Source organism: Plantactinospora sp. B24E8, from assembly GCF_039871735.1.
Taxonomy (GTDB): domain Bacteria; phylum Actinomycetota; class Actinomycetes; order Mycobacteriales; family Micromonosporaceae; genus Plantactinospora.
This window is the reverse complement of record NZ_JBDPMH010000065.1, coordinates 1-7,018: the sequence shown is the minus strand read 5'-3', so window position 1 is coordinate 7,018 and position 7,018 is coordinate 1. Positions and strand designations below refer to the sequence as shown.

General features: G+C 70.0%; 8 protein-coding genes and 1 pseudogene. 4 read left to right on the top strand and 5 right to left on the bottom strand.

Translation table 11 applies throughout. From position 1 onward, the window contains the following. Positions 1-29: 29 nt before the first annotated feature. Complete coding sequence (locus tag ABGB21_RS36675) at positions 30-893, bottom strand: helix-turn-helix transcriptional regulator (protein ID WP_347681735.1); 864 nt, start codon at positions 891-893, stop codon at positions 30-32. Between the two features lie 207 nt (positions 894-1,100). On the opposite strand from ABGB21_RS36675, the gene ABGB21_RS36670 reads away from it, so the two are divergent. Together ABGB21_RS36670 and ABGB21_RS36665 are read left to right on the top strand one after the other, a co-directional pair. Next, positions 1,101-1,973 (top strand): SDR family NAD(P)-dependent oxidoreductase, encoded by an 873-nt coding sequence (locus ABGB21_RS36670; RefSeq protein WP_347681733.1) that lies wholly within the window; start codon positions 1,101-1,103, stop codon positions 1,971-1,973. Positions 1,974-2,212: 239 nt separating this feature from the next. Further along, positions 2,213-2,674, top strand: a complete 462-nt coding sequence (locus tag ABGB21_RS36665; RefSeq protein WP_347681731.1) for an IS3 family transposase — start codon at positions 2,213-2,215, stop codon at positions 2,672-2,674. On the opposite strand, the gene ABGB21_RS36660 is transcribed toward ABGB21_RS36665, so the two are convergent. Next, complete coding sequence (locus ABGB21_RS36660) at positions 2,671-2,889, bottom strand: hypothetical protein (RefSeq protein WP_347681729.1); 219 nt, start codon at positions 2,887-2,889, stop codon at positions 2,671-2,673. The two genes, ABGB21_RS36665 and ABGB21_RS36660, sit on opposite strands and share 4 nt — an antisense overlap. A gap of 299 nt (positions 2,890-3,188) precedes the next feature. Here ABGB21_RS36660 and ABGB21_RS36655 point away from each other — a divergent pair, with 299 nt between their 5' ends. Next, positions 3,189-4,106, top strand: a complete 918-nt coding sequence (locus tag ABGB21_RS36655) for a pentapeptide repeat-containing protein (protein WP_347657987.1) — start codon at positions 3,189-3,191, stop codon at positions 4,104-4,106. A gap of 47 nt (positions 4,107-4,153) precedes the next feature. Here the strand turns inward: ABGB21_RS36655 and ABGB21_RS36650 are convergent, their stop codons facing one another. Then, on the bottom strand, positions 4,154-4,456 hold the full coding sequence (locus tag ABGB21_RS36650) for a helix-turn-helix transcriptional regulator (protein WP_347657983.1): 303 nt from the start codon (positions 4,454-4,456) through the stop codon (positions 4,154-4,156). 65 nt (positions 4,457-4,521) lie between these two features. On the opposite strand from ABGB21_RS36650, the gene map reads away from it, so the two are divergent. Further along, entirely contained in the window at positions 4,522-5,298 is a 777-nt protein-coding gene (gene map / locus ABGB21_RS36645) for a type I methionyl aminopeptidase (protein ID WP_347657984.1), read from the top strand. Between the two features lie 137 nt (positions 5,299-5,435). Here the strand turns inward: map and ABGB21_RS36640 are convergent, their stop codons facing one another. After that, a complete protein-coding gene (locus ABGB21_RS36640; RefSeq protein ID WP_347681737.1) occupies positions 5,436-6,659 on the bottom strand; it encodes a multidrug effflux MFS transporter in 1,224 nt (407 codons plus the stop codon). A gap of 257 nt (positions 6,660-6,916) precedes the next feature. Then, positions 6,917-7,018 (bottom strand): annotated as a pseudogene (locus tag ABGB21_RS36635) (IS982 family transposase); the annotation flags it as partial.

Here is a 7,018-nt window from a genome sequence, read left to right as displayed (position 1 = left end):
GGAGGAAGGGCACTTTCGGAACGGGGATTTCAAGCCACCGGCGTGTTCGTCCACTGGGCGAGCAACTTCAGTGCCTCGTGGGATGAGCTGTCTGGTTCGGCGGTGAACACCACGAGGTGCTGGTCGGGCTTGCCGCTGACGTCGAATTGCTGCGAATCGAGGGTGAGCGGACCGACCAGTGGATGCTGGTAGCTCTTGCGGCGCAGTGCGGCGCCGGTCACGAGGTGGCCGCCCCACCATGTGCGAAAGTCCGCGTCTTTGACGGAGAGAGTCCCGACAAGTTCGGCCAGGCGCTGATCGCTCGGGTAGTTCCGGGCCTCCATACGTAGATAGGCGACGCATTCCTGGGCGGCCCTGGCCCAGTCGGTGTTCAATTCCCGGTAACCCGGATCGAGAAAAGTGAGCCAGACAAGGTTCCGGTGCCGCTCCGGCAGTGCCCCATAATCGGTGAACAAGGCAGCGGCCAGGGGATTCCAGGCGAGGATATCCAGTCTCCGGCCGAATACGTAGGCGGGAACTTCGTACAGGCTATCGAGCAATCGCTGGGTCTGCGGGTCAACCCGCGACGTGGTCTGAGTACGGGATCCTGGGCGCTGTTTCGGCCCTGCGATTGAGTGCAAGTACTCCCGGCCGTCGCGGTCGAGACCAAGCGCGTCCGCGAGGGCGTCGAGGACCTTGGGTGACGCACTGGTGACGCGTCCCTGCTCGAGCCGGGCCAGATAGTCCGCGCTGACATTGGCCAGCTGGGCGACCTCTTCACGGCGCAGCCCGGGAACGCGGCGCTGCCGGCCGCCGTCGGGTAGGCCGACGTCGTCCGGCCGGATGCGTGCACGACTGGCCCGCAGAAACTCGGCAAGCGGATTGCTCGCGCTGGACTCCGGGCGCTTGGACATGAAACCCAATCTACCCCCGGGCCTCGGCGGATACCTGGGACTGTCTTTCCCATGAATAACTTTCCCATGAATAACCGAACCTGGCCGGCCCGATTTGCCAGGATGACACTTGGACGCATCAGCAAGCCACCACTTGCCCGGACAGCAGCAAAGCCCCATAGAGGGCGCGGATGTCCGGGCCGGGACTAATAGGAGAGGAAGCCCTCCATGTCGAAAACGATCGTGGTGACCGGTACCGCGACTGGAATGGGCCGGGCCATCGTCGAGAAGTTCGCCGCCGAAGGCTGGAACGTGGTCGCGACGGTCCGCAAGGAGGCCGACCTGACGGTGCACGATGAGTTGGAGCGGGTCCGGACGCTGCTGCTGGACGTCGATGACGAGCAGGCGGCAGGGCCCTTCGCGCAGACCGCCGTGGAGCAGTTCGGACAGGTCGACGTCTTGGTCAACAATGCGGGTTTCTACCAGATGGGGCCGGTGGAGGTGAGCAGCATGGACCAGATCCACCGGCAGTTCCAGACCAACGTGTTCGGACTGATCGCGCTCAGCCAGGCCTTCCTGCCGATCTTCCGCGCCCAGCGCTCCGGAACGATCATCAACATCTCCTCGTTGACCGCCGAGCAGGGTTATCCGTACAGCGCCGTCTACGCCGCCTCCAAGGCAGCCGTGGCGGCGCTCAGCGAGGGGATGAGCCTGGAGGTGGCCGCCTTCGGCATCGCGGTCAAGGCCGTCCTGCCCGGACAGCACTCCACCCGCATCTTCACGAAGATCGACATTGCGCAGGACGTCCCTGCGGACTATCAGGCTGGAATCGACGCGTTCTTCTCCAAGAACGCGCCAACCGGCTCCGACCCGTCGATCACCGCCGACGTCGTGTACCGAGCCGCCGTCGACGGGGACAACACCAAGGTGCGTTACTACTCCGCGCCGGACTCGGCAGCCATTCCCAGGGCCAAGCAGATCCTGGGCACCGACGGCTACTGGGCGGAGTTCCGTAACGCCGTCCTCGCAAAGCCCAGTCCGCTGTTCACCGCGCTGATCCCGGCTCCGGGCGAGCATCCGATCGATTGGCAGATCTCCTGACCACGCGCTGACTCCGCTTGGGGCAGCAGACGGCTCGGCCGCTGGCCGATCCCGGCAACCGCCACCGGGACCGGCCAGCGGCCGTCAGCCATGGCTCCCACAGAGTTGACAAGAGTCGTTGCCTGGTCCGTGTACAACGACTGCGACCGGGCGGCGACCTGGATCGCCTGCGGCGAGCCACAAGGGTGAGCTGACTCCCTGAGACCGGACACCTCACGCGTCCGCCGTCGAAGCGGCAGGTGCGCGATGCGCAGCTGACGGAACTCATCCGGGAGACCCACTCGGCGAACTACGGCGTCTACGGTGCCCCCAAGGTCTGGCACGATCTGCGCCGGCGCGGTCACGGGGCGGCCCGGTGCACGGTCGAGCGGTTGATGCGTGATGCCGGCCTGACCGGTGCCGCGCGCGGCAAGAAGATCCGCACCACCACAGCCGATGCCGGGCATGAACGCGCCGCTGACCTACTCAACCGGGACTTCGTCGCCGCCCGGCCGAACCGGTGCTGGGTCGCGGACTTTACCCACGTCGCCGCCTGGTACGGCGTCGTCTACGTCGCGTTCGCCGTCGACGTCTACGCCAGGGCGATCGTGGGTTGGTCCGCGGCGACGAACAAACGCACCCCGCTGGTCCTGGCCGCCCTGAACACGGGGCGGTTCAAGCGCCTTTCAATCTTGCCCGCCCGAAGGGATTCGAACCCCTAACCTTCTGATCCGTAGTCCGGCGCGACCCGCTGGACGCGCAGCAGGAAGTCCGCGCTGTTCGCCTTGTTGCCGAACCCGTTGTCGGAGAGCACGTCGAAGGTGCCGTCGCTGTTGCGCAGGACGCCGTTGAAGCCCTGGACCGGCTGGTCGGCGAAGGGGGCGGCGATCCCGTTGACCGGCGCGGCGCCGACACCGACCCGCTTGAGAACTCCCATCGCTCCTCATCTCGTCAGGCTGGGGAATCGATCGGACGGTAGGGGCCGGGGATGAATGCGGGTGGGCCGCGAAGAGTGGATCACCCGAACCTTTCCGTCCTGGGTCGCGTGGTCGTCCGGCCGGTACCCTTTGTCCCAGCTCAGCCCACCGGGGCGGCGGGGAACGGGGGAGCGGCATCGTGAGCGCGGAGAACGCGGCAACCGCCGGGTGCGGCGAAACCGGCGTCCCGGTCAACCTGCGCCTGGGCCGGAGCGGTGACCAGCCCGACCAGCCCGACCCGGCCGACGGTCGGGCCGGGCTGCGGGCCGACTGCGCCCGCTGCGCCGGGCTCTGCTGCGTGGTGCCCGCCTTCGCCGCCTCGGCCGACTTCGCCATCGACAAGCCCGCTGGCCGGGCCTGCCCCAATCTCGGCGACGACTTCGGGTGCGGCATCCACACGCAGCTGCGGGACCGGGGTTTCGCCGGATGTACCGTCTTCGACTGCCTCGGAGCCGGGCAGCAGGTCACCCAGGTGACCTTCGGCGGACGCAACTGGCGGGACGAGCCGGCGCTCGCCGGACCGATGTTCGCGGTCTTCCCGGTCATGCGGCACCTGCACGAGTTGCTCTACTACCTGACCGAGGCGCTGGCCCTGACCGGGGCGCTGCCGCCCGGTGACGGCCTGGCGGACGAACTCGGGAGGGCCCGGGACCAGATCGTGGCCCTCACCCGGGGCGGGCCGGACCTCCTGGTCGCCGTCGACGTCGACGACCACCGCCGGTACGTCAACCCCCTGCTGGTCCGGACCAGTGAACTCGTCCGCGGCGGCGCTGGTCGGTCCGGCCCCGACCGACGGGGCGCCGACCTGATCGGAGCCGACCTGCGCCGGGTCGACCTGCGCGGCGGCAACCTGCGTGGGGCGTACCTGATCGGGGCGGACCTGCGCGGCGCGAACCTGCACCTGGCCGACCTGACCGGGGCGGACCTGCGCGGCGCCGACCTGCGCGGCGCCGACCTGACCGGAAGCATCTTCCTGAGCCAGTCCCAGCTCGACGCGGCCCGGGGCGATGCCCGCACCGGCCTGCCGCCGGCGCTGACCCGCCCGACACACTGGTCGGCCGCTGCCGCGCAGGCGTCAACCCGGTCCGCCGCGACCCGGTCCGGTACGGCGTCACGGACGCGCGGTGGGAAACCGGCCAGCCACGGCACCCCGGGCCGGAAGCGTCGTCACCGGTAGCGGCACGGTGGCCAGCGGCGTCGCGGGGCAGATGGTGGATCCGGTGCTCAGGAGGCCAACCGCTGCGCCGGGTTGTGGCCCGACGCGGCGAAGTCGACCCGGCCCTCCGGTCGGTTGATCTCCGACCACACCGCGTCGAGGGAGAGGCCGAGGACGTCGGCGATCGCCGCGATGGTCGGGAAGGCCGGGGTGGCGACCCGACCGGACTCGATCTTCCGAAGGGTCTCCGGTGAGACGCCCGCGGCCAGCGCGGTGCCGAGCATCGAACGCTCCCCCCGGGCGCGGCGCAGGAGGGCGCCGAGGCGCTGCCCGCGCTCGACCTCGGCGGCGGTGAGCGGCAACCTGACCATGACGCCGATTGTAGTACCGGGATAATATGGCCGGGATATTTATTGGCCGACCGAGTGGGCGTCGCATGATCGAGATCCTGAACCCGAGCGAACTACCCCGAGCCAGGGCGGCGGGCGCCCTGGTCGCCGACATCCTGCAGACGCTGAGGACCCGCTGCGGGGTGGGCACCAACCTCCTGGACATCGACCGTTGGGCCCAGTCGATGATCATCAAGGCCGGGGCGCAGTCCTGTTACGTCGACTACGAGCCGTCCTTCGGACGTGGGCCGTTCGGCCACTACATCTGCACCTCGGTCAACGACGCCGTACTCCACGGCCGGCCCCACGACTACGCACTCGCCGACGGCGACCTGCTGACGCTCGACCTCGCCGTCGCCAAGGGTGGCGTTGTCGCCGACTCCGCCGTCAGCTTCATCGTGGGCGACGCGCGCCCGGCGGAGAGCGTCGCGCTGATCAACGCGACCGAGCGCGCGTTGCGGGCCGGGATCGCCGCGGCCGGGCCGGGGGCCCGGACCGGCGACATCTCCCACGCCATCGGCACGGTCCTCCGCGAGGCGGGATATTCGGTCAACACCGAGTTCGGCGGTCACGGCGTCGGATCGACGATGCACCAGGACCCGCACATCTCGAACACCGGTCAGCCCGGTCGCGGCTACCGGCTGCGCCCCGGGTTGCTGCTGGCGCTGGAGCCGTGGGTCATGGCGGACACCGCCAAGCTCGTCACCGACGCCGACGGCTGGACCCTGCGGAGCGCGACCGGCTGCCGGACCGCGCACAGTGAGCACACGATCGCCATCACCGACGAGGGAGCCGAGATCCTCACCGTGCCGACAGCGGCGTGACCAGGGGGCGGCGGAATCGCCGCCCCCTGCGGTTCACCGCCCGACGCCGCCGGGGACGGGCGGCCGCCCGGCACCGTCCCGGCACCGTTCACCGCCGGGACGGTGCCGCGCGCCGGGACGGGGTACCTGCGCGAACCTCAGTGCAGGGCCGCGGTGGCGACCGCGGGACCGGTCGCGGCGAGCCGGGCGGGCCGGACCACCAGCACGAGTACGGCGAGCGCCGAGACCATCCCGCCGACGACCACCAGGGCCATGCCGGCACTGCCGTTACCGAGTACGCCGACCAGCGGCGCCGCCACCGCGCCGACCCCGAACTGGATCGCGCCGAGCAGTGCCGCCGCCGTGCCGGCCGCCTCGCCGTGTCGGCTCAACGCCAGCGCGGGTGCGTTCGGCATGGCGAGCCCGGACGCGGCCAGGACCACCCAGAGCGACACCAGGATGCCGGGCAGCCCGCCGTAGTTGGTGACCGCGAAGCCGAGCAGGGCGAACCCGGCCAGGCTGCCGACGACCAGGGCGGTGACCAGGATCTGCTGTGGCGAGTACCGGCGGAGCAGCCGGACGTTCAACTGGGTGGCGGTGATCAGGCCGATCGCGCCCGCGCCGAAGGCCAACCCGAACTCCTGCTCGTCGAGGCCGTACTGCTCCTGGAAGACGAAGGACGACCCGGAGACGTACGCGAACAGTGCCGCCATCGCCAGCCCGGCGACCAGGACGAGTCCCAGGAAGGTCCGGTCCCGCAGCAGCCCGCCGTACGTCCGTACGGTGTCCAGCGCCCCACCGCGCCGGCGACGCCGCACCGGCAGTGTCTCGGGGAGCCCGAGCCACGCCACGGTGATCAACAGCAGGCCGAAGATCCCGAGCGCGACGAAGACGCCGTGCCACCGCGTCCAGCGCAGCAGTTCGCTGCCGAGGGTGGGAGCGAGCACCGGGGCCGCGCCCATCACCAGCATGAGGCGGGAGAGCATCCGGGCGAACTCGGAACCGCTGAACAGGTCCCGCACCACGGCCATGCCGACCACCGAGGTAGCGGCCACGCCGAGGCCCTGCAGCACCCGCAGGGTGCCGAGCACCCCGATGTTCGGCGCGATCACACAGAGCGCCGAGGCGGCGATGTGCAGGGCGAGGCCGGCCAGCAGCGGCGTACGCCGGCCGACCGCGTCCGAGAGCGGGCCGATCAGCAGCTGGCCGAGGGCGAGCCCGGCGAGGGTTCCGGTGAGGGTCAGCTGCACCGCCGCCGACGGGGTCTCGAAGTCGGCCGCGATCGCGGGCAGCGCGGGCAGGTACATGTCGATCGTCAGCGGCCCGATCGCGATCAACGAGCCGAGGACGAGGATGAGTCGGAGCCGCTGGGCGCGGGTCATCAGGTCGCCCGGCGTACGGGATGGCGCGGGCGCCTCGACCTGTTCACCGGTGACGGTCATGGCGTCCTTTCGGCTGGTGCCGGGTGGTGCGGGCGGGGACAGAGAAGATCACATCAGCGACCAACCGTCGGGCGGCGGCGGCATTCCCCGTCCTGCCATTGGTAATTCAACTCACAGCGGGACCTGTGGTCTCGGGTACCCGCCCGGTAACACCCCCGTCGGAGGGTCTGGTCTAGACGAGTTGTTCCGAATCCCGGTCAGTGGTCGTAGGCGATCAGTGACCGGGTGACGGGTGCACCGGTCTTGTTGTTGTGCCAGATCGCGGCGGTCATCGCGAGGAGGCGTTGGGCCACCCGTAC

Excerpts from the sequence above, each read along its gene's own strand:
- ABGB21_RS36675 (WP_347681735.1), bottom strand. The coding sequence starts at position 893 with ATGTCCAAGCGCCCGGAGTCCAGCGCGAGCAATCCGCTTGCCGAGTTT.
- ABGB21_RS36670 (WP_347681733.1), top strand. The coding sequence starts at position 1,101 with ATGTCGAAAACGATCGTGGTGACCGGTACCGCGACTGGAATGGGCCGG.
- ABGB21_RS36660 (WP_347681729.1), bottom strand. The coding sequence starts at position 2,889 with ATGGGAGTTCTCAAGCGGGTCGGTGTCGGCGCCGCGCCGGTCAACGGG.
- ABGB21_RS36650 (WP_347657983.1), bottom strand. The coding sequence starts at position 4,456 with ATGGTCAGGTTGCCGCTCACCGCCGCCGAGGTCGAGCGCGGGCAGCGC.
- map (WP_347657984.1), top strand. The coding sequence starts at position 4,522 with ATGATCGAGATCCTGAACCCGAGCGAACTACCCCGAGCCAGGGCGGCG.
- ABGB21_RS36640 (WP_347681737.1), bottom strand. The coding sequence starts at position 6,659 with ATGACCCGCGCCCAGCGGCTCCGACTCATCCTCGTCCTCGGCTCGTTG.